Annotated in this window: 17 protein-coding genes and 1 tRNA gene; 5 read left to right on the top strand and 13 right to left on the bottom strand. The window is 41.6% G+C overall.

Annotated features, from left to right (window positions below; translation table 11 throughout):
* Positions 1-131: 131 nt before the first annotated feature.
* The 6 genes from EZ437_RS00650 to EZ437_RS00675 all read right to left on the bottom strand — a co-directional run bounded on the left by EZ437_RS00650 (position 132) and on the right by EZ437_RS00675 (position 4,665).
* Complete coding sequence (locus tag EZ437_RS00650) at positions 132-917, bottom strand: helix-turn-helix domain-containing protein (RefSeq protein ID WP_131592160.1); 786 nt, start codon at positions 915-917, stop codon at positions 132-134.
* Positions 918-1,006: 89 nt separating this feature from the next.
* Entirely contained in the window at positions 1,007-1,759 is a 753-nt protein-coding gene (locus EZ437_RS00655) for an SDR family NAD(P)-dependent oxidoreductase (protein ID WP_131592162.1), read from the bottom strand.
* Positions 1,760-1,823: 64 nt separating this feature from the next.
* Positions 1,824-2,354: an ester cyclase gene (locus EZ437_RS00660; protein ID WP_131592164.1), complete on the bottom strand. Its 531-nt coding sequence runs from the start codon at positions 2,352-2,354 to the stop codon at positions 1,824-1,826.
* A gap of 530 nt (positions 2,355-2,884) precedes the next feature.
* Entirely contained in the window at positions 2,885-3,745 is an 861-nt protein-coding gene (locus tag EZ437_RS00665) for a nucleotidyl transferase AbiEii/AbiGii toxin family protein (RefSeq protein ID WP_131592166.1), read from the bottom strand.
* Positions 3,742-4,380, bottom strand: coding sequence for a type IV toxin-antitoxin system AbiEi family antitoxin domain-containing protein (locus EZ437_RS00670; protein WP_131592168.1), 639 nt, complete (start codon positions 4,378-4,380; stop codon positions 3,742-3,744). The genes EZ437_RS00665 and EZ437_RS00670 overlap by 4 nt, the downstream gene beginning before the upstream one ends.
* 211 nt (positions 4,381-4,591) lie before the next feature.
* Positions 4,592-4,665 (bottom strand) — tRNA-Asn (locus tag EZ437_RS00675).
* Positions 4,666-4,810: 145 nt separating this feature from the next.
* Between EZ437_RS00675 and EZ437_RS00680 the strand changes: the two genes are divergently transcribed.
* Complete coding sequence (locus EZ437_RS00680; protein ID WP_131592170.1) at positions 4,811-5,731, top strand: PfkB family carbohydrate kinase; 921 nt, start codon at positions 4,811-4,813, stop codon at positions 5,729-5,731.
* A 5-nt stretch (positions 5,732-5,736) separates the two neighbouring features.
* Here EZ437_RS00680 and EZ437_RS00685 read toward each other — a convergent pair whose 3' ends face one another.
* Positions 5,737-5,970: a cytochrome b5 domain-containing protein gene (locus tag EZ437_RS00685; RefSeq protein ID WP_131592172.1), complete on the bottom strand. Its 234-nt coding sequence runs from the start codon at positions 5,968-5,970 to the stop codon at positions 5,737-5,739.
* Positions 5,971-6,056: 86 nt separating this feature from the next.
* Here EZ437_RS00685 and EZ437_RS00690 point away from each other — a divergent pair, with 86 nt between their 5' ends.
* Complete coding sequence (locus EZ437_RS00690; RefSeq protein WP_131592174.1) at positions 6,057-6,590, top strand: SRPBCC family protein; 534 nt, start codon at positions 6,057-6,059, stop codon at positions 6,588-6,590.
* 176 nt (positions 6,591-6,766) lie between these two features.
* On the opposite strand, the gene EZ437_RS00695 is transcribed toward EZ437_RS00690, so the two are convergent.
* From EZ437_RS00695 to EZ437_RS00720, 6 genes are all read right to left on the bottom strand, one after another.
* Positions 6,767-7,825 carry a phytase gene (locus tag EZ437_RS00695; RefSeq protein WP_131592176.1) on the bottom strand — a complete coding sequence of 353 codons (1,059 nt, stop codon included), beginning with the start codon at positions 7,823-7,825 and terminating at the stop codon, positions 6,767-6,769.
* Between the two features lie 27 nt (positions 7,826-7,852).
* Positions 7,853-8,878 (bottom strand): hypothetical protein, encoded by a 1,026-nt coding sequence (locus tag EZ437_RS00700; RefSeq protein ID WP_131592178.1) that lies wholly within the window; start codon positions 8,876-8,878, stop codon positions 7,853-7,855.
* Positions 8,879-8,998: 120 nt separating this feature from the next.
* Entirely contained in the window at positions 8,999-11,707 is a 2,709-nt protein-coding gene (locus EZ437_RS00705) for a TonB-dependent receptor (protein ID WP_165500315.1), read from the bottom strand.
* 227 nt (positions 11,708-11,934) lie between these two features.
* Complete coding sequence (locus tag EZ437_RS00710; RefSeq protein WP_131592182.1) at positions 11,935-13,512, bottom strand: tetratricopeptide repeat protein; 1,578 nt, start codon at positions 13,510-13,512, stop codon at positions 11,935-11,937.
* Positions 13,513-13,604: 92 nt separating this feature from the next.
* Positions 13,605-13,913: a hypothetical protein gene (locus EZ437_RS00715; protein ID WP_131592184.1), complete on the bottom strand. Its 309-nt coding sequence runs from the start codon at positions 13,911-13,913 to the stop codon at positions 13,605-13,607.
* A 99-nt stretch (positions 13,914-14,012) separates the two neighbouring features.
* Positions 14,013-15,407 (bottom strand): alkaline phosphatase PhoX, encoded by a 1,395-nt coding sequence (locus EZ437_RS00720; RefSeq protein WP_131592186.1) that lies wholly within the window; start codon positions 15,405-15,407, stop codon positions 14,013-14,015.
* A gap of 154 nt (positions 15,408-15,561) precedes the next feature.
* On the opposite strand from EZ437_RS00720, the gene EZ437_RS00725 reads away from it, so the two are divergent.
* From EZ437_RS00725 to EZ437_RS00735, 3 genes are all read left to right on the top strand, one after another.
* Positions 15,562-16,113 carry an RNA polymerase sigma factor gene (locus tag EZ437_RS00725; RefSeq protein ID WP_131592188.1) on the top strand — a complete coding sequence of 184 codons (552 nt, stop codon included), beginning with the start codon at positions 15,562-15,564 and terminating at the stop codon, positions 16,111-16,113.
* Between the two features lie 131 nt (positions 16,114-16,244).
* A complete protein-coding gene (locus EZ437_RS00730; RefSeq protein WP_131592190.1) occupies positions 16,245-17,066 on the top strand; it encodes an SDR family NAD(P)-dependent oxidoreductase in 822 nt (273 codons plus the stop codon).
* A 161-nt stretch (positions 17,067-17,227) separates the two neighbouring features.
* A complete protein-coding gene (locus tag EZ437_RS00735) occupies positions 17,228-18,352 on the top strand; it encodes a FecR family protein (protein ID WP_131592192.1) in 1,125 nt (374 codons plus the stop codon).
* Positions 18,353-18,400 lie beyond the last annotated feature (48 nt).

The raw sequence follows: 18,400 nt of genomic DNA on the forward strand, positions 1-18,400 counted from the left end.
GGCCATCAAGTCAGCTCCAAGGTCTTTTTATCGGTACATTGGATTTCCATAGTCTTGATTTTCAAAATTTGGTGTAAGAGCAATAAGGCATCTATGTTACTTCACCTGTATTTTCATCTTCAACAACCTAACTATATCATGGATGGAGGAATTCCAAAAGTCTTTTTAAAAGCAAAAGAAAAATGAGATAAGTCCTCAAAGCCAACTTCAAGATAAACCTGTGTAGGCTTAAGGCTTTTTTCTTTTAACATAAAGAAAGCCATATCAAGTCTTTTTTGTTGGAGCCATTTGTGCGGTGAGGTAAAAAACAGTCGGTTAAAATCTCTTTTAAAACTTGCTAGACTTCTTCCTGTGAGATGAGCAAAATTTTTAATCTCAGTATTAAACATAAAATTCTTACTCATATACGCTTCAAGATCTATCTTACCGGGCATACCCAAATCTAATAAGGCACTTTGTAATTGAGGTGCATGCAACAACAACAAATCAAGCAAGACCATAGATTTTTCAATCAGCTTTCCTTCGTTTGATCCGTTTCCATATTTATACAAGGAATCAAAATAATCCTGAAGCGGTATACATTTTTTTAACGCAAAAATATTTCGTCCTTTGTATCTCTCCTTCATAATTAAGTGATTGCTTGAAATATATTTTTTAATTACTGTATCATTCAAAATCATGCTTACCGATTCGAAATTCTTATCTACTTCAGGCACTTTTATAAGTTTTGCGAGATGGTTCTTTTTAAAAAATATAATGCTGCCCGCTGTAAAAATCTGCTTTTTATCCGCTTCGTAAACTATAAAACTACCTGATTTAATGTGCATTATTGCGAATTCTGTAATAAAAGGATCAGTAACAAGCTTTTTATTTGAATAACACGCGTGCACAAATTTAGCAACTGGCATCACATCCATAGCAAAAGTATTTAAGTGAATAATAAAACGAAATTAGTTATAATAAGCATCGACATCATTCAAATGTCGACGCCTACTAAAATAAAAAATTATTGTGCATTATACCCACCATCAACAGCAAGCACGTGCCCTGTCATAAAAGGAGATTCTGATGAACCTAAATAATAGATACCATTGGCAATATCTTCAACAGTTCCTAATCGTTTCATCGGATGAATTGCTGCAATGGTTTCCTCGCTATAACTACCCGATTCTATTGCGCTTTTCAAGATGTCGGTTTTAATTGCTCCAGGAGCAATTGCATTGATGCGAATGCCTTGTGTGGCATACTCGACTGCTGCTGCTTTAGTAAGCCCTACTACAGCATGTTTTGAAGCACAATACTGTGCGGCATAAGGGATTCCGTTTAATCCTGCAATGGAAGCAAGGTTAACAATAGATCCTCCGCCTGCTTCCTGCATCGACTTTATAGCATGCTTCATTCCGAAGAATACTCCAATAACATTAGTTTCAAACAGACTTCTTAAATTTTGTTCGCTTGAATCTGCCAAAAAACCTTCAGTTGCACCGGCTATTCCTGCATTATTAACAAAAACATCTATTGTTTTAAATGTATCTTTAGTTTTTGAAATTAAGTTAACCACATCTAACTCATTAGTTACGTCTGTTGCTACAAATAGTGCTTCAGCACCTGTTTCCTTGATTTCTTTTAGGGCTTCTTCACCTGCTTTGTTATTTCTTCCAGAAATAACAACATTGTACCCATTTTTTGCAAAAGCCAAAGCTGTTGCCTTTCCGATTCCTGTCGAACCTCCTGTAACAATTACTGTCTTGTTTTCCATTTTTTTTATTTTTTTTAATTTATAGTATAGGTGTGCGTCACCAAAAAATCAATGCTCTTTGGTGCTACAGTTTAAAAATCCCTAGTTGCATTAGTAAATCAAGAATATCTTCAGAAAATGTGGCTTCAGTTATTTTACCGTCTTTTAGCCTATACATACCCATTCCGTTCCACTTAGCATTTATTCCGGTAGCTTTTCGACCCATGAATTCTCCAGTATTCTTTCCGCTATTAGTGAAATTCACCATAACCTTATCCCCTTTGGCTAGGATATCTTTGACTTCGAGATGCATATCGGTAAATGCGCCACCAATATTTGCTTTTGCAAATGCTTTATAGTTGGCTATACCGTTAATTTCTCCAAGGCTTCCACCTCTCCAAATCATATCTGGATTCCAGAACTTGTCAATAAGATTAACCTTTCCGCCATTAATCACCTGATCAATAAATTTCTTGACGAATTCAGTGTTCTTTGTTTCAAGGCGTGTTACTACGGGATTTGTTTTTTTTGATGGGTTCAAAGAACCTTGAGAAAAAGCTACCGTGGTACTTAATGCTAAGATTCCAGATAGGATCATTTTAATTGTTGTTTTCATTTTTTTAAATTTTTGTGGTTATGAATTAATAGGACAAATGTAATCCTGTAAAAATCCACATGCTTTGTTGTAAAGCTCAATTTTTAATATTCAACAATTTGATCACAGAGGGATACGCCTAACAACAGATGCGGCCGTGCTGGATGGACGCTTTACTCTAAAAGCTATTGGAAATATTGAACAATTGGATTTTTTTATGATAAATCTTCGATCGAGGGAAAAAGATATATGATCAAACAAAAAGGGGCCTTTATTTGCGCTATGTAGCGATTTGAAAATCAGCTAAAAGCAGAAATGCCCTTCACGATATCGTGAAGGGCATTGGCTCCCTCTGCTGGGCTCGAACCAGCGACCCTCTGATTAACAGACGGAGGCTGCCCAACTCTAACTATATCTTAACCAATCGGCTACAAGCTATCAAAGAAATCCCGTTAAATATTTGTAACGGCTTTTAATTATTAACGAATTTAGTACGTTCTTTTGAATACATGGCCTCTGGTTTTAATTTTTCCCAAGCCAAGGTCTAGAGCTTAACTTGATGTATTGATTTTTAGTTTTGCACTCAGGTCATGGAAATAACTTGGGGACCATATTTCAAGTACCTTTGGATCCTTTATAAATCTGGAGATGTCAGCTTTAACAAAGTCCATTTTAACACTTTCGATCTTTTCGCTCAATAATTTCCTGAACTCCTCTTCGTTGATGGCATCTTTATTCCAGTCACCGCTGTCGATCGCCCTTAGCAAGAAATGGTCGAGATTGAGGGGATATCCTTTTTTGATATACCATTCCATATCATACCAGTCCCGCCCTTTTACATTCGTACCCCACTTTCGGTAAAGCAATGCATGCATCTTTCCTGCAAAAAGGTTAGGAAGCGACAGGCACTTCACATAAAACGAAAAAGGTCTGAGCAATAACTTTTCCTCAGTAGAAAACCCCAATGGCGGCTCTTTATCCACTTCTATCTTGATCTTGATACTGGCCACTTCGTTGAGGCCGTTTTGTGGGATGATGCCTTCTAGCACAAGTTCCTTCCAAATGGTTTCTGACTTTAGGAAAGCAGAGTTGATATTACTTTTCACTGTCTTCCTTTTTTCTGAAATAGATACCTGCATCCCAAGGCCAGCGAATTCGTTTATGATGGCCTCCTGGTATTTCTCCAGCGAAAAATCCGGATCAACGGCAAGCAGCGAAAAATCCAGGTCCTCTGAAAATCGGTCTAGCCCGTAGAATATTCTGAGAGCAGTTCCGCCATAGAATGCCGCTTTTTCAAAAAAACCGGCGCGGTTAAGTCCCGCCAAGGTAATCTCCTGCATGATTTCCCTCAACGCATCTTTAGCTTCCTCCCGGTTTGCGGGATGATAACCTTCGAGCCATTCCTTTATCATATTTTTTCGATCATTTTGATTAACATTTCCAGACTTTCCCTTTTGGGTGCATTTTCCAGCCAGCTTAACATAGCATTTAGATCAAACTTAGCGAGATCTTCTTCCTCCATTCTCAGGTTTCCAAAAACATAGTCCCTTGCAGAAGACTGGCTTCTCAAGGTTATGCCCGCTGTTGCAGCTATTTTATCGCATAGTGCCTTTTCAGGGATTGCCATTATGGCCTGTTGGTCTTTAGACAGGCTCACGGTGGCAAGACCGAAAGCATAATAAGGCAATGGCAGGTTAGTGTAGGTATATAGTCCAATGCTGGTCTGAAATTTCCTCGAGGTCTTTGTAGTCATTGAAGTGACCGCAAAAACCTTCTCTGGAATTAGCCCGTAATGGGCGAGCGCACTTTCCATTGAAAGGTAGCTTGGTCCGAGTATATGGTTGGAAAGCAGTGCGCTTTCAGGTCGTTCAGAGCCAAGGGACCTACCTGCTATATAAAGTCCTTTTTTGACCGGTTCGATCAGACCATCTGCTTTTAAAGATAATATTTTATCGTTTGGTCGTTTGTAATCTTTCAAAAGACCTGCCAGGAGCTGGTGGGTCAGCGGTTGGCTAGATAGCTCTCTTAGTGCTGTTCGAATATCCATTGTAAAATATCAATAAGATAAACGATTAAAATTCGTTTATCTTATGTCAAAACTACACAAAATATTTAAATATGTATAATATTAACAAGATAACCGAATAATATCCGTTTATCTTATCTTATTTCAACATCAATACTAAATTAAATGGAATAGGAAACTTCCTATTTTGGAAATAAAAAAGCCCTACATTTCTGTAAGGCTTTTAAATCTGCTCCCTCTGCTGGGCTCGAACCAGCGACCCTCTGATTAACAGTCAGATGCTCTAACCAGCTGAGCTAAGAAGGAGTGCTGGTTTTCCTCAAAATGGGCTTTTTTGATTCGATTAAGAACATAAAGCTTTGTCCGTTTTGGGAATGCAATATTAGGGCTTTTAAATTATTTATGCAATATTTGCAGTGAAAAAATTTAAAAAAATATTCAACTTTTACATATGAGCCTGATAATCATAGGAACTGTAGCATTTGACGCTATTGAAACACCCTTCGGAAAAACCGATAAAATAGTAGGTGGTGCTGCTACATACGCCAGTCTTGCCGCCTCTTACTTCTATAATAAGGTGAAAATTGTAGGAGTGATCGGTGATGATTTCGGACAAGAGAACATTGACACCTTTACAGAACACCATATAGATACCGAAGGATTGCAAATAAAAGAAGGCGAAAAATCTTTTTTTTGGGCAGGCAAGTATCACAATGACATGAACAGTCGCGACACATTGGCCACGGAACTCAATGTATTGGAAACTTTCGATCCTATCATACCTGACAGCTACCAGGACTGCGAATACCTGATGCTGGGCAACCTTACCCCAATCGTACAGCAAACAGTTATAAAACGCCTTAAAAAAAGGCCAAAGCTGATCGTCCTCGACACCATGAACTTCTGGATGGACATTATGATGTCTGACCTGCTGGAAACCATTAAGCTGGTAGACGTGCTTACCATCAATGATGCCGAAGCACGCCAGCTATCAGGCGAATATTCCCTGGTAAAAGCAGCTCAAAAGATCCTTACAATGGGGCCAAAATACCTGATTATCAAAAAAGGTGAGCATGGTGCATTGCTATTTGGCGACGGTAAGATCTTCTCTGCCCCTGCCCTGCCATTGGCTGAAGTATTTGATCCAACAGGAGCCGGTGATTCATTTGCAGGTGGTTTTATAGGCTATATGGCCAAAGTAGGCACAGTAAACTTCAACAACATGAAGAATGCGATCATCTTTGGATCGGCACTTGCCTCTTTCTGCGTAGAAAAATTCGGGATCGAGAAAATCCTTAATCTAACTGAAGAAGAAGTAAAAGCGCGTGTACAGGAGTTTGTAAGCCTGAGCTCCTTTACCATCGAAGCGTAGTAAGCCTATTTTATCACCCCTATTGCTTTGAACTTTTCAAACACTGTCTCCGTATGTGGTGCATCCGGCAGCTCGTCTGTGAGGTCCTGCCCCGCCCAATGCTCATAGTGCTTGCCATTTCTCCATAACCTGCTTTCCGTTACATCGTAGATCAGTCCTTTATAGGCCACCCATATCTGTGGTTTATCCTGTCCGTTTCTCAAGGCTAGTTGTTGTTTGGTATAAACCGGTAAATCCATACACCAAATGAACAAAAATATTTCTTTTATTAATTAAATATTTTATAATAACTTTAAGTAACCATTTTAAACTAAAAACTAATATCATGAAAATTCTTAAAATTCTGGCCGGGATCGTTTTGGGACTAGTCGCACTTTTCTTTATCATCGGATTTTTCCTGCCTACAAGCTTCAGGGTAAGCAGATCTATTGAAATAAACAGTCCTGATAGCTTAGTGTTCCAGAAAACGCTTAACCTTAATGATTTTGCACTTTGGAATCCATGGATGGAAATGGAACCTTCTGCCAAGAAAACAATTACCGGAGATGGAGTATCGGTAGGCTCCAGTTTTGGATGGATAGGGAAAGAAGTCGGAACCGGTAGCATGACCATTGAGAAAATCACCCCACTTAAACAAATAGACGAGCGCCTGGAATTTTTAGAACCATTTCAAAGCACATCAAAGACTTCCTTTTATTTTGAGTCCATAGCAAATGGCAGCACCAAGGTAACCTGGGATTTTAGCGGCGAAAATAACTCCATCTCGGAAAGATGGATGGCATTAATGTACGACGGGATGATTGGTAAGGATTATCAAAAAGGATTGGCAAACTTAAAGGCCTTCGTAGAAAAGCAATAACGAGCACTGGTCTTGCCATGCTCCCTGCGCAATAACATTGAAGTATCAACAAAATATCACAATAGATGTTGGTTCGTTTGAAAGCGAACCAACATCTATTGTGATACTATCCAGATATGGACCTGACGTTAAACACGAACCATAACATCATCATATCACAAAAAGGGCTTAAAAAACTATGGGTTTATCTTTAGCTTCTTTCCTGCCAGATCTTCCCATCTGTAAAACTGGAAAGTCTTATTATCGCTCATTGCCACAAACAACCCATGCTTAAAATCGCCGTTCAATGGCACAGAAACAATATCCGAACCATCACTTTGATTGGTAGAAGTCTTGATGGAAGTAATCAGCGGATGGTCATTGGCATTTTTCCCGCCTTCTCTGCTATATACCTTAAATTGATTGGCACTCTGGTCGGACACAAGAATATAACCCGTAGTATCAGAAGTTTTATAAATACTGATACCTTCATTGTCTTCCGTATATCCTTCTTTGGCAAATAAAGCCAGTTCGTTATTCCCTTTGGCAGGGTCTGCATGGTATTTACGTACGCCAAACTGCTCGTCTGAATAATAGATGTAACCCAGTTCATTATCGACAGCTATTGCCTCTATTTCTTTCTTTCCACTATACTTTCCAAATTTCCTTACAACTGTAGCTTTCACTTTACCATGCCCATCGTCTTCCAGCAAATATTGCCATAAGTAAGTACCATCGGTTGGCCCGGTTTTTCTACCGACTATTGCATGGATCTGTCCCGTGGGTGTAGTATATAGCGCGATACCCATCAAATCACGGTACATCTCATTGGTTTCACCCACATACACTTCAATTCCGCCATTATCAATTGGCTTCATATCAGGAAGTGAATAAATCCTGATCTTATGTGTCATCCTTTCTGTAAGAATGGCAATATCAAGAGATTTGCCACCAAGTTGTAGACCATAGGCAATATCTACATTGTTAGGCCTTTTAATTCCTTTGATTACCTTCTCTTTGATAATCTTTCCTTGTAGGTCATACACGTACAGGCCTCCGTTTTCGTCCTTGTCAGTACCTATCACCAATGATTGAGAGGGATCTTGTTTATTTAACCATATGGCTGGATCATCAGTGTCAAACTCAACAGGTTCTGTAGTATAAAGAGGCTTGATAATTGTATCTGTGCCCGTATTACCGCAGGACATGCACAACATGCCGGCCATCGCTACAATGAATATTCTATTTAGGTTCATTTTTCTTGAATGTATTAAAGCTATAAATTATTTATGGAAGATCAGGGTGATTTCATCTGTCTCCTCATCATCGAATTCACCTTGCAAAGTCAGCTCAAGCTTTCCGTGTACGAGTTTGAAGCTGCCTTTGTAACTGAATTCTTTTTCCTGTCCATTGTCTGATTCCACATCACCAGCTATTTCCAGGTCGCCGGAGAGTTTGTCGTCTTCAAGATCCTCAAAATCCCCTTCGATTTCAATTTCCTTGTTTACGGTCTCTGTTTCTCCGCACTCTTCTACTTCTTCTGTTTCTTTGAGTACCACAATGGCTTTGAATTCGCCATACTGGAATTCAATTTTAATCTCTTCTATATCGTCCGCCTTAAGGCCTTTTACATCTTCATTGATCACACCAAAAAGCTTGATGTAGTTCTGAATTTGCTCCTGATCGTCGATATCCAGTTCATACTCGCCATAAACGCCATCATCGTCAAGAACCAGGTATTCAAAAGTATTCTGGTCGTTGACCACCACTTTCTGTCCACGTGGGTCTACCGATGTCAGGTTAATTTCCAGCTTACGGCTTTGGGTATTAAATATTTTATCGTCAAATAAATCTTCGTCGGTTACGAATTCTATTTCAATTTCTTCCACGCCTTTTGGAAAGGTAACGCTTCCCTTGCCTGTATTTTTATCAAAAACAAGCTTCAGGTCTATGTCTTCGTCCTCCGAAGTGGTACAATCATCTATTTCATAAAATGCTGTGGCGTCAAGGAGGTAATCAGATAATTTGCTAAATCCTTTGAAACTGCTGACTTCAAAGTTCACAGTCACATCTGCTTCCAGAGGGATTACCTTTCCGCCCAGTTCTTTGCCGGTAGGATCCGGCCGGTCGGCCAGCATAATCTTGAAGCTAAACTTATCTTCATCTTCCAGTTCTCCATCGCCTTCGTCAGAAAGCATCAGGATTTGCGGGAAATCACCTTCTACCAATGGCTTTACCAGGTCTTCATTCTTTTTCTCGCAGGCTGACAAGAGCACCAGCGCCAGGAGTAAATATTTTAATGGTTTCATTTCTATTATATTAAAAAGTTGATTTTTTTTTCTGTTCGTCTTATTTTAGGCGGGCAAAGGCATGCATGCACATTAAACTCTTGCAGCCTCTGCATTTGCCGCAGCCGGCCCTGTGCCTGGCTATAAATTGAATTTAATCCCAAAGCGAGACCAGAACGAATAGAACTCGCGCTGTATGGTCTGAGTTTTATTGCCCTGATACACTTCCAGCGGCTGGTTGGTGATGTTCATTACCTCGGCAAAGAACCTGATGCGGTTCGTAATTGAATAGCTGCCACTGGCATCCAGCTGCATCCTGCTTTTTACATAGATATCGGCATCTTTGGTACCGCCTACTTCTGACAGGAATGAGCCATTGAAGTTCATTGATGAGCGAAGTGAAAAGCGCTTGCCTTCGTAAGCCAGTGAAGCATTACCGACACTTACAGACTGGCCGGGAAGCCTGATTTCTTCCGTTGCATTTTCATTACCTGCACCTGCGTCCCTGCTTTGAATCTGAGCATTTGATTTGGTATACGTATAGTTGAGGTAGATGCTAAAATCTTTCAGTAAAGGAATGAAGGTAAGCCTGCGCTGAAAAGCCAGCTCCAAACCATTCAGGCTGGCATTATTGCCATTTTGCGCCTGCGTCACATCTATACCCGTTGCGGTAGGTGTCCCTGTGAGCGGATAAGACGAGTTGAACAACACCCTTCTGTATATAAAATCATCCAGTTTTTTGTGAAACAGACCTGCCGATACAATACCCACCGAGCCGAAATAATGTTCGAACATCAGGTCATAATTAATGGCACTAACGGGCTGCAGGGCAGGGTTTCCGGATGAAGCTACGCCATCCTCCCGGTTAATTTCCTGTGCGGGGATGATCTCTGAAAAGTTTGGTCTTGCATATGACCAGGTAACCGCTGCACGGATATTGGCAAGCGGGTTCAGCTCATACTTAAGGTGAAACTGAGGCAGGATGAAATTGTAGGTACTGCTACCGGAAACAGGTACAATCTGGTCCAGGTCTCCGTTTTCGCTGATGATCACATCGCTTGATGTATAGCTTACTTTGGTGCGCTCATACCTTACACCACCCAGCACCATCAGTTTTTTAAGCTGTTGCCTGGCCATCAGGTATCCCGCTACCACATCCTCATTGGCCGTAAAAGCCTCCAAAGCCTCGTCTATAGACTTGTCTTCTACCTGTAGTTCAAACTGTCCCGGATTGGCATTAAAGTAATTCATCAATCTATTGATGGCCAATGGTCTTCCCAGATTGTAGCGTCCTTTCAAAAATTCATCTTTTACCGGTGCTCCGTCAAACTGATCCAGATTGGGTACGCCACCCAGGTTCTGGAAGGTATTTTGCTGAATGCTGTAATTCTTATCCTTAGACCTTGCCTTGGCACCAATTTTAATCAACCCATCGTTGTTGCCAAGCTTGTATGGTATTCCTATGTTAAATTTGGCGGTCAGGTTTTTATCTTTTGCTATTGTTTTTCCATAGCCGATCTCATCAAATTCGTACAGGGAATTGTTCAGGTAATCGTCAGCCTCAAATTTTGGAAACCTGGCATCACCAAAATCCAGTGTACTGGAAATGCCAGCGACGAAAGCCGCCTCGTTATCATAAGGCGTATCCTGCTCACCATAGCTATACTGAGCTTCGTAGTCAAGAAACAGCGTTTTAAAAGTATGTCTGGCCCCTGCGTTCAGTGAAATTACTGACTGAGACTCAAAGCGGTCTTTCAACAGTTTTTCAATCTCTTCATCGCCCGGTTTAAACACATAACGTCTGCGCTGCTCCCTGTCGGTAAACCTTGAATACAGCCCTTTAAAATATACCTCATGATGACTATTAAACTTGTAATCCATAGAAGAGCTCAAACCAAGGCGGGTACGGGTAAGGGAATAATCCCTTATTTCCAGCTCGTTATCTTCTACAGCCCGCTCTACATTGTCCGAGCCAAGGTCGTTGTGGTAGTAATTGCTGTTCAGCAGCAGGCCGAACTTTTCTTTCTCTCCAAAACGCTGACCATATTGCAGCTGCCCCTGCAGGTTGGGCTTACCCATGAGGTTGTTATAACCACCTCCAAAAGATCCGCTTACTTCAGCCTTTTTATTTTGCGCGATCCTGGTAATCAGGTTGATCGATCCACCGATGGCGTCACCGTCCATATCAGGGGTCAGTGCTTTGCTTACCTCTATCGAAGCCAGCTGGTCTGAAGGAATGGCATCAAGCGCCACAAAGCGCACATCAGCCTCAGGCGAAGGGATCTGTTCCCCATTGATACTGGTATTGGTAAACTGAGGCGCCAGGCCCCTTACGGAGACGTACCTGCCCTCTCCCTGATCGCGTTCTATATTTACGCCCGGGACCCTTTGTAAAGCTTCCGCAGCATTAGGATCTGGAAACCTGCCTATCTGATCGGCAGCAATGATATTTTTAATGTTGTCCGCATTCTTTTGCTGGTTCAATGCTTTGGCCTGTCCCTGAGTGTAGCCGGTTATCACCACATTGTTTAGATTTTGCTGTCTGCCCGACATGGCAATGTTCAGCACTTTTAGTTCATTGCTTTTTACGGTAACAGTCAGGGTAGTGTCCCTGTAGCCCAGGTACCTCAGGGTGAGGCTTACTGTGCCTGAATTTACGTAAAACTGGTACTCACCGCTCAGATTGGTAGCTGCGGCATTGCTGGTACCACTCACCGCCACAGTAGCGCCCGTAAGCGGCTCTTTGTTCTTTTGATCCGTTATCCTGCCCTTTATTATTCCCCGCTGGGCCATAGCCGCTGTGCCGAGTAATAAAAGAGGAACTCCAAAAAGTAACATTTTAAGTTTCATAAAATTTGATTTATTTTTTGCTTTGGGACAAAGATTAAGCGGTTCCATCAGGGAATCAATTTTATGACGTTACAAAATGTATACAGTGGCGCAAACTGCGTATACAAAACATTAACAAAGCAGAAAACTCATACACAAATAAGTGATTATCAATGATTTGTAAATTAGAATTCAGCCATTAAGCTTGTGTTAACATACGATTACCTGTATATAAAGCGCTGTTTTTTTTACAATTGCTGCAGGAAAGCACTTAGATTTTCTCCTTCCTCCAGGTTCAGTTTTTTACGCAGCCGGTATCTGGAGATCCTGAGACTATCCTGTGAAATCCCCAGCATCGTAGCAATGTCTGCTGAACTGAGGTTCATTTTAAGCAGGGCTACCAAACGAAGCTCAGAAGCGGTTAACGCCTTGCTATGTTTTTTTAAGCTTTCAAAGAAATTTTCGTGTACCCGTTCAAAGACAATCCTGAAATCGTCCCAGTTCTTTTCCTGATTATTATTAAAGGTGATCAGGTTAATTACCTGTTTCAATTCCTTCCGCTGATCGCGCTTATCATCTTTGATCATTTCGCTGAGCCTGGATTTAAGTTCCTCCAGCAATTGATTTTTTTGGATCAGGTGCAGGGTATGGCTGGTCAGCTCTTTACTCTTCAATTCCAGATCGGCCTCCATGGCCTTTTTTTGCACTTCATACAATGCGTTATTCTGTTCATTGAGTTTTCGTTCGTTCCTGATCTTTAGCCGTTGCCGGCTAATGATACTGGCACCGAGGGACAATACCAGGACCGTAATGGTAATGGCAGCAATGGTAAGTACGGTATTGATCTTCTTGTCCTTTTCAAACTGGATAATTGCATTGTCCTTTTGTTCAATTTCAAACAAAGTCTGTAAAAGTAAAATCTGTTTTTTATTGTCTTCAGAGAAGATATTCAGAAAAATATCCCTGCCGGCCTCACTATAATGATAGGCACTGTCATACCGGCCCTCCAGGTAAAATGTTTTTGACAGGTCCCGGTATGCGCTGGCCAGTTGGTATTGTTCGTTCATATCCCTGGCCATTTGTGCCGCTTTTAAGGAATAAGGCATCGCCTCCTTATACCTGCCCGTTTTGCGGTATACATCACCAATGTTGTTGATGATCTCTATTTTGGGGATTTTTTGCGTTTTATTGAGTTCAAGCGCCAGGCGAAAGTACTTCAGTGCAGAATCCAGCACCAGTCTATCCTCATAGATGCTCCCTAAATTCTCATAGATCTTAGCTATTCCTGTTTGGTCATCCAGCTTTTTAAACTCAGCGAGGGCCAGGGTCTGGTACCTGAAAGCCTGTTTATGGTCGTCCCGTTTTTCGTAGGTCTGCCCGATAAAGCCGTAAGAATCAGCAATGCCATTCAGGTTGTTGAGTTTTCTATAATTGCTGAGCGCTTCCTGAAACGTTTTGAGTGCGGTGGTGTATTGCCTGTTATAAAAATAAGTCTTGCCAATTTTATTAAGGTTACCAGCCAGCAGGTCAGTCCTGTTTTGTTTTCTTAACAAGGCATTGGCCTTGTAGAAGTTGACCAATGCCTGTGAATAGGCCGCCTGATCATAAAACAATACCCCGATCTGCTCATAGCAAATGGCTGCCGCAGTTTGATCCTTGCGGTTTACGGCATCGGTGAGTGCAGCTCTTATTTTTCTGAAGGCGGTATCCGGCTTTTGTTTAATGAGGTCATCCGTTTGCAGGAATTTGTCGGACTCAACTTTCTGTGCATAGGCTGATGAGCAGCATGCAATTAATAACAGTAATCTACAGAAGGACAATTTCATTTTCACGCTACATTCCAGCTTTTGTAAGAAGCCTTAAAGTTAGCCTTGAAATGTTAAGCAGGCGTTAAGTATAAAGTGTAATTACACGATCTTTATGATGGTTGTTCAGTCTCCTTTTTTAAAGGCTTTTCTTTAACTTTTGGTGTAGTTACCTTCACCGCAACGGCTGGTTTAGGGTCTGCAACAGGCTCCACTAAGGTTGATTTATCTATTTTTATTTCTCTGGAGATCTTTTTGGCCAACTTTTCGGCGCCTTTCTCGATCTCTTTTGATATTTTTTTAGATTCCTGACCCAGTTTACCGGTTATTTGTTTCAATTCCTTAATTAAACCAAGTTTAATGTCTGCTTTTAATGCTTTCTTTGCAGATTTGACCAATGATTTGAGCTTACTTTTATTCATAAGCCCAAATATATGTTATGTAAGTGTTACTTTAATATTATCATTATGTTAAGCACAAAGAAAACTGTTAACATTGGCTTAGAGTTAAGTTTACTTGTCTTATTTCCAGGGGCCGGTTATGGCCAGTGTTAAACCCGGACTTTGGATATTGATGAACAAGGTATTGCCTGAAGGAGAAAAAACAGGACCAGCAAATTCGGAGCCTCTGTAACCAATATTTTTTGCGATCACATAGGTTTTACCCTGAGGTGTAATTCCGATCACTCTCGGGTCGCTTTTATCTTCACAGATGATCACATCGCCCCATGGCGCAATGGTCAGGTTATCGCAGTTCTGAAAAGTCTCCACATCATTGGGCTCCAGGAAAAGCTCCAGTACCCCGGGTGCGTCTTTTTCTTCCGGCCGGCCTTCAAATTTGCTGGGGATGTATTTAAATATCTGGCCATTTTTATTTCTGCCGCCATCGGTACAGGCAAAAAACAATTCATCTTTTCCATACCAGATGCCCTCACCTCTTGAAAATTTCGCAGCCCCAAGTTTGAAACCCCTAAGTCTTAAATCGCCTTCCGGAGCTTCCACATCGTCCAGGTCTATCCATTCTACTGTGAAAGATTTTTTTTCAGGGAATTTATCGGTAGTCAGGTTTTCATAATTACGGGTATCGGCGGCTTTCCATTCTTTAAAAGAAAGGCACTGAAGTTTGCCCCCACCCTGCAATTTGCCGTAAGTATTTGGCAGGTACCTGTAAAAAAGGCTGTCGCCTTCATCTTCTGTCTGGTAGACAATACCCGTTTTTGGCTGAACAGCAACTGCCTCATGGGTAAAACGGCCCATTGGCTTGATTGGAAGCGGATCTATCAGGCCAATGCGGTCAGTAGCCGGAATTTCAAAGTTAAAGCCATGGTCTTTTTCGAGTGCAATGCCTTTAGTACCAATTTTGAGTGTACTCTCTTCGCAAGTGATCCATGAGTTCCATGGGGTGATGCCACCAGCACAGTTTCTTACTGTGCCTATCAGGCTAAGGTATTGGGATTCTAATTTTTGTGTTTTTTCGTCATATACCAGAGTGGTTGTACCCCCTACGCAAGTATGCTCGGCACTGCCAAAATCGTATACCTTGTTTTTATGGATCTTACTGATCAGCTCATTGTTTTCTCCGAACGGGCCCAGGGCTTTTGCACCCGGGGAATTTTCATGATTTCTGATGAGGATGGTTTTGTTCTTATGCCTGAATGAGCCCATCCCGTCGTACATGCCCGGTGTGAGCAAGCCATCGTTCATCGGGTCTCCTTTGCGCGAGATCACTTTGGCGATAAAGCCTTTTGGCAGGCTCAGTACATCACCTGCTTTATGAAACAGGGGGCCGAACCCGACATCAAGACCAGCAGGATCAAGGAGGTTCATGGCAGCGTTGGCCGCATAATTATTTAATCCGATAAAGCCTAAACTTACCAGGCTTGTATTTTTTATAAAACTTCTTCTTGAGCTGATCATTGGTCGATATGGGTTAAAAGGTACTGGTACAAAGGTAAAGATCCACTGTTAAGAAAATGTTAGGTAACAGAAAAGATTAAATTTAGTGCCGGTGCTGAAAACTTATATAGCTTTGTTAACAGATTTCGTTAACTTTAATTAAAGGAGAAATGTCATGGCTGCTTACGGCTCATTTACTGATCAGGAATTGCTGGCCAAACTAAGGGCGGGTGACCGGTATGCATTTGATGTGCTGTATGAAAAGCATTGGGATAAGGTATATAGCCAATCTTTTAAAAAACTGAATGATCCGGACCTGGCCAAGGACATTACCCAGGATGTTTTTGTTTATCTGTGGATGCACCGGGAGGATAACCATATAGAGAACCTGCAGGCCTACCTGTTTTCTGCGGTGAGGAACAATGTATTCAGGGCCTTAAAGAAAGAAGGAAAGTTTATTCCGATTTCTGATCTGATAGTAGAAAGCAGGCTGCACTATCCCGATGCGGATGCGGAACTGCTGGAAAAAGAATTTTTTAGGACCTATGACCTGCTGATCCAGTCTATGCCCCCGGCCCAGCAAACGATTTTCAGGATGCGGTATCATGAAGATCTTTCTACGCTGGAGATTGCAGAAAAGCTGAATTTATCGAGAGGCACTGTGCAAAACCAGCTTACCAGGGCTGTGACGATGCTTAGGGCTTCGTTGCTTTCTATGCCGTGTTGATTAGTCAGCAATAGGAAAAGTATACGGTATACATGAAACTTTCTTGTCGCAAACGACCATATATTTTGTCATGATTGCACAGTATATAAATCAGTATTTTATTACAAATTTGACTATCAACTAGCTACACTATGTTATTACAAAATAGAAATGCAATTATATATGGCGCAGGCGGATCACTTGGAGGAGCTGTTGCCACTGCACTTGCAGCCGAGGGTGCACATGTATTCCTGACAGGTCATAATCTGGAGAGCGTAAAAAGAACAGCCAGTAAAATTGAGGCGGCGAGTGGAAAGGTTTCAATTGACCAGGTAGACGCCAGAAATGAAAAATCGGTAGATGACCATATAAATTCAGTATTGCGCAGAGCGGGATCTGTTGATATATCATTTAATGCGATAGGCTGGCAGGACACGCAGGACATTCCACTAACGGATATGACTCTGGAGGATTTTATGCGCCCAATAAATATTGCTTTAGAAACACAGTTTATAACAGCGACAGCAGCCGGAAGAGCGATGATAACGCATAAGTCTGGAGTGATCCTTTCACTTACTGCTACGCCAGGAGGCATAGGATATGCCAATGTAGGCGGGTTTGGTCCTGCGTGTAACGGCGTTGAAGGGTTTTCCCGTAACCTTGCGTCGGAACTTGGTCCTTATGGCATTCGCGTAGTGAATATCCGTTCAGCAGGATCTCCTGATTCGAGACCTTTTAAGGAAGCTTTAGAAACAGGCGGGGTTGAAGTAAAAGATTTTCTCAAAAAATTGGAAGACGACACCATGTTAAAACAGCTCCCACTTATGGAAGATATAGCCAATACGGCAGTATTTCTATCATCATCGATGGCAGGCAAAATTACAGGTGTTACCATTGATATAACTGCTGGCACTACGAGTGCATTAAATTATAAAGTGACCAATATTGCATTCCTGAAAAAAGATCCAGAATAGGAAACCAGTTTCAGCTTTGATCGCACGGTTTTCTATTCTGGGATCCTGAAATAAATTCAGGACGAGTGTGTTAGCATGAACAGTCTCAATATTTATTTTCATTTCTTGTGTGACTTTTTTCAATTCATGTCTCATGGAGTATATGGGAACAAACTAATAGGATGGAAAAGAAGCATTTTATATCGATTCTGAGTAAATACCTGCAGGGGGACGCAAGTTTAGAAGAGCGGAATTTTCTATATGGGTATTATGCGCTTTTTATGGCGGATGAAGATGTGATGCTATTGATTAGTGATGAGCTGAAGGAAAAGCTGAAAGCAAATGTTAAGGCGGGGATTGACGAAAGGATTGGCGAGGAGATTAATGTGCGGATTGCTGAAGTGACAACACCTACGCGGCTATGGCCGCGATTGGTAGGTGTAGCCGCTGCGGTAGCAGCGATTACCTTGGGTGTATGGTTCTATTATACTCCACGTCATCCTGATACTGAAACAAGTTCAGCACAGGCTGCGGTCAATGACATTGCCCCGGGTAAGAATACAGCAACCCTGACACTGGCCAATGGTAAAGTACTTCACCTGGACACCAACAGAACAAGTGTAACGGTAACAGATAGTGTACAGGTAACGACGATGCTTACGGCAAGTACCCCTCGGGGCGGAACGTACCAGGTGGTGCTACCCGACGGAACACAAGTATGGCTGAACGCAGATTCAAAAATCTCCTTCCCTTCACAATTTACTGGATCAGAACGAAAAATTCTGTTAGAAGGAGAAGCCTATTTTGAAGTAGCCAAGAATAAGAAAATGCCATTTATAGTAGAAAGCGGCGGGCAACTGGTAGAAGTACTCGGTACACATTTTAACATTAAAGCCTATCAGGATGAAGGCAGTATCAAGACTACTTTGCTGGAAGGATCGGTAAAAGTGAGCCGGCAGCCTACGCCGGGGGGCAAGATAGGCAAAGGGTTTTCTGAAGTCCTCAAACCCAACCAGCAAGCTATTATGACTGGTAACAAGCTTGATGTGATCATTGCCAACATAGAACAGACCATAGCCTGGAAAAACGGCATGATTGTTTTCCAAAAGCAAAGCCTGCAAGACATTATGCGAGGAGTTTCGCGCTGGTATGACGTAGAAGTGGTGTACGGGCCGGGACTGGAAAACATACTATTAACAGGTTCAATATCCAGGTTTAAAGACATATCATCCATACTCCAGGTACTGGAACTAACAGGAAAAGTTCACTTTAAGGTAGAAGGACGGAGGGTGACGGTTATGAAGTAATGAATACGAATACTTCATCCTCCCTATAAAGGTTTCTTTCAAAAAGCC

It is taken from the genome of Pedobacter psychroterrae, from assembly GCF_004331695.1.
Taxonomy (GTDB): domain Bacteria; phylum Bacteroidota; class Bacteroidia; order Sphingobacteriales; family Sphingobacteriaceae; genus Pedobacter; species Pedobacter psychroterrae.

Excerpts from the sequence above, each read along its gene's own strand:
- EZ437_RS00690 (WP_131592174.1), top strand. The coding sequence starts at position 6,057 with ATGAAAATTCTTAAAATTCTGGCCGGGATCGTTTTGGGACTAGTCGCA.
- EZ437_RS00685 (WP_131592172.1), bottom strand. The coding sequence starts at position 5,970 with ATGGATTTACCGGTTTATACCAAACAACAACTAGCCTTGAGAAACGGA.
- EZ437_RS00705 (WP_165500315.1), bottom strand. The coding sequence starts at position 11,707 with ATGAAACTTAAAATGTTACTTTTTGGAGTTCCTCTTTTATTACTCGGC.
- EZ437_RS00665 (WP_131592166.1), bottom strand. The coding sequence starts at position 3,745 with ATGATAAAGGAATGGCTCGAAGGTTATCATCCCGCAAACCGGGAGGAA.
- EZ437_RS00700 (WP_131592178.1), bottom strand. The coding sequence starts at position 8,878 with ATGAAACCATTAAAATATTTACTCCTGGCGCTGGTGCTCTTGTCAGCC.
- EZ437_RS00715 (WP_131592184.1), bottom strand. The coding sequence starts at position 13,913 with ATGAATAAAAGTAAGCTCAAATCATTGGTCAAATCTGCAAAGAAAGCA.
- EZ437_RS00725 (WP_131592188.1), top strand. The coding sequence starts at position 15,562 with ATGGCTGCTTACGGCTCATTTACTGATCAGGAATTGCTGGCCAAACTA.
- EZ437_RS00650 (WP_131592160.1), bottom strand. The coding sequence starts at position 917 with ATGGATGTGATGCCAGTTGCTAAATTTGTGCACGCGTGTTATTCAAAT.
- EZ437_RS00730 (WP_131592190.1), top strand. The coding sequence starts at position 16,245 with ATGTTATTACAAAATAGAAATGCAATTATATATGGCGCAGGCGGATCA.
- EZ437_RS00695 (WP_131592176.1), bottom strand. The coding sequence starts at position 7,825 with ATGAACCTAAATAGAATATTCATTGTAGCGATGGCCGGCATGTTGTGC.
- EZ437_RS00720 (WP_131592186.1), bottom strand. The coding sequence starts at position 15,407 with ATGATCAGCTCAAGAAGAAGTTTTATAAAAAATACAAGCCTGGTAAGT.
- EZ437_RS00735 (WP_131592192.1), top strand. The coding sequence starts at position 17,228 with ATGGAAAAGAAGCATTTTATATCGATTCTGAGTAAATACCTGCAGGGG.
- EZ437_RS00660 (WP_131592164.1), bottom strand. The coding sequence starts at position 2,354 with ATGAAAACAACAATTAAAATGATCCTATCTGGAATCTTAGCATTAAGT.
- EZ437_RS00680 (WP_131592170.1), top strand. The coding sequence starts at position 4,811 with ATGAGCCTGATAATCATAGGAACTGTAGCATTTGACGCTATTGAAACA.
- EZ437_RS00710 (WP_131592182.1), bottom strand. The coding sequence starts at position 13,512 with ATGAAATTGTCCTTCTGTAGATTACTGTTATTAATTGCATGCTGCTCA.
- EZ437_RS00670 (WP_131592168.1), bottom strand. The coding sequence starts at position 4,380 with ATGGATATTCGAACAGCACTAAGAGAGCTATCTAGCCAACCGCTGACC.
- EZ437_RS00655 (WP_131592162.1), bottom strand. The coding sequence starts at position 1,759 with ATGGAAAACAAGACAGTAATTGTTACAGGAGGTTCGACAGGAATCGGA.